Here is a 1,878-nt window from a genome sequence, read left to right on the forward strand (position 1 = left end):
GGTACGTCGAGCGCCGTACGCAGCGCACGCAGGGCGGCGGCGAGCGGAGCCTCGACTGCGCAGGTCACGTGCAGATGGCGGCGGGGCATGTGCCGAGCGTATGGCGGGCGGAACGGGGCGGCGACCCGGGCCGGGCGGGCCCCTGCGCCCGCAACCCCGGGGCGGCCGGGCCCCCGCCCGCGCACCCCCGGGCCCGGCGACCCGGTGGACAGCGGCGGGGCGGGGCCGTCGGCCCGACTACCCTGGCGCGGGGGCCGCACCCCCTGTTCCGTACGTACGTAGAGGAGAACCGCCGTGCTCGTGCTGTTGCCGCCGTCGGAAGGTAAAGCCGCTTCCGGACGCGGGGCGCCGCTCAAGCCGGAGTCGCTCTCGCTTCCCGGGCTGGCCGGGGCGCGGGCAGCGGTGCTCGACGAACTCGTCGAGCTGTGCCTGGGGGACGAGGAGAAGGCCCGTGAGGTGCTCGGGCTGAGCGAGGGGCTCAGCGGCGAGCTCGCGAAGAACGCGGAGCTGCGGACCGCCGGGGCGCGTCCGGCCGGGGAGATCTACACCGGGGTCCTGTACGACGCGCTGGGGCTGGCCACGCTCGACGCGGCGGCCCGCAAGCGGGCGCGGCGGTCGCTGCTGGTCTTCTCCGGACTGTGGGGCGCGGTCCGCGTCGACGACCGGATCCCGTCGTACCGCTGCTCGATGGGTGTGAAGCTGCCGGGGCTCGGGGCGCTCGGCGCGTACTGGCGCACGCCGATGGCGTCGGCGCTGCCCGAGGCGGCCGGGGACGGGCTCGTCCTGGACCTCCGGTCCTCGGCGTACGCGTCGGCATGGCGCCCGAAGGGCGAGGTAGCGGACCGCACGGCGACCGTGCGGGTGCTCCACTCGCAGATCGTCAACGGCGTCGAGAAGCGTTCGGTCGTCTCCCACTTCAACAAGGCGACGAAGGGCCGGATGGTCCGCAGCCTGCTGGAGGCGGGGGCGGCGCCGAAGGGGCCGGGTGAGCTGGTGGAGGCGCTGCGGGACCTCGGATACACGGTGGAGGCGCAGGCTCCGGCGAGGGCCGGGAAGGCGTGGTCGCTCGACGTGGTGGTGACCGAGATCCACTGAGCGCGACCAGGACTCACCGAGCAGCGTTGCACAGGGTGCAACGCTCGTTGCGCAGGGCGATTGGCTTGGGCAGGATGACGGCATGCCCTCCGTGCTCGACCTCGCCCCCGTCGTCCCCGTCGTCGTCCTCGACGACGCCACCGACGCCGTACCGCTCGCGCGGGCCCTCGTCGCGGGCGGCCTGCCGGCGATCGAGGTGACCCTGCGCACGCCTGCCGCGCTCGACGCGATCCGCGCGATCGCGGACGCGGTACCGGACGCGGTGGTCGGCGCGGGCACTGTCATCTCGCGGCGGGGCGTGACCGACGCGGTGGCCGCGGGGGCGCGCTTTCTCGTCAGCCCCGGCTGGACCGATGCGCTGCTGGACGCGATGAAGTCGTCCGGCCTGCCGTTCCTGCCGGGGGTGTCGACGACGTCGGAGGTCGTGGCGCTGCTGGAGCGCGGAGTGCACGAGATGAAGTTCTTCCCCGCGGAGGCGGCGGGCGGCATCGCCTACCTCAAGTCCCTTGCGGGGCCACTGCCCCGGGCCCGCTTCTGCCCGACCGGCGGTGTCTCGCTCGCGTCGGCGCCGGCGTATCTGGCGCTGCCGAACGTGGGGTGTGTGGGCGGCACGTGGATGCTGCCGGGGGACGCGGTCGCGGCGCGGGACTGGTCGCGTGTGGAGGCCCTCGCCCGCGAGGCGTCGTCCTTGCGCTCCTGATCCCCCACTGGGGCTGAGCCCCAGCCCCCTCCGGGCGAAGGCGGTGCGTTTTCCCCACCCCGCCCCTTCCCGAAACTGGGGGC

Annotated in this window: 2 protein-coding genes and 1 pseudogene; all 3 read left to right on the plus strand. The window is 74.9% G+C overall.

Annotated features, from left to right (window positions below):
- Positions 1–326 (plus strand): annotated as a pseudogene (locus ACWGI8_RS43785) (hypothetical protein); the annotation flags it as partial.
- Complete coding sequence (gene yaaA / locus ACWGI8_RS43790; protein WP_453669140.1) at positions 295–1,095, plus strand: peroxide stress protein YaaA; 801 nt, start codon at positions 295–297, stop codon at positions 1,093–1,095. The pseudogene ACWGI8_RS43785 and the gene yaaA, both read left to right, overlap by 32 nt.
- Positions 1,096–1,177: 82 nt before the next feature.
- Complete coding sequence (eda, locus tag ACWGI8_RS43795) at positions 1,178–1,795, plus strand: bifunctional 4-hydroxy-2-oxoglutarate aldolase/2-dehydro-3-deoxy-phosphogluconate aldolase (protein ID WP_453669142.1); 618 nt, start codon at positions 1,178–1,180, stop codon at positions 1,793–1,795.
- Positions 1,796–1,878 lie beyond the last annotated feature (83 nt).

Source organism: Streptomyces sp. NPDC054841 (assembly GCF_053611045.1).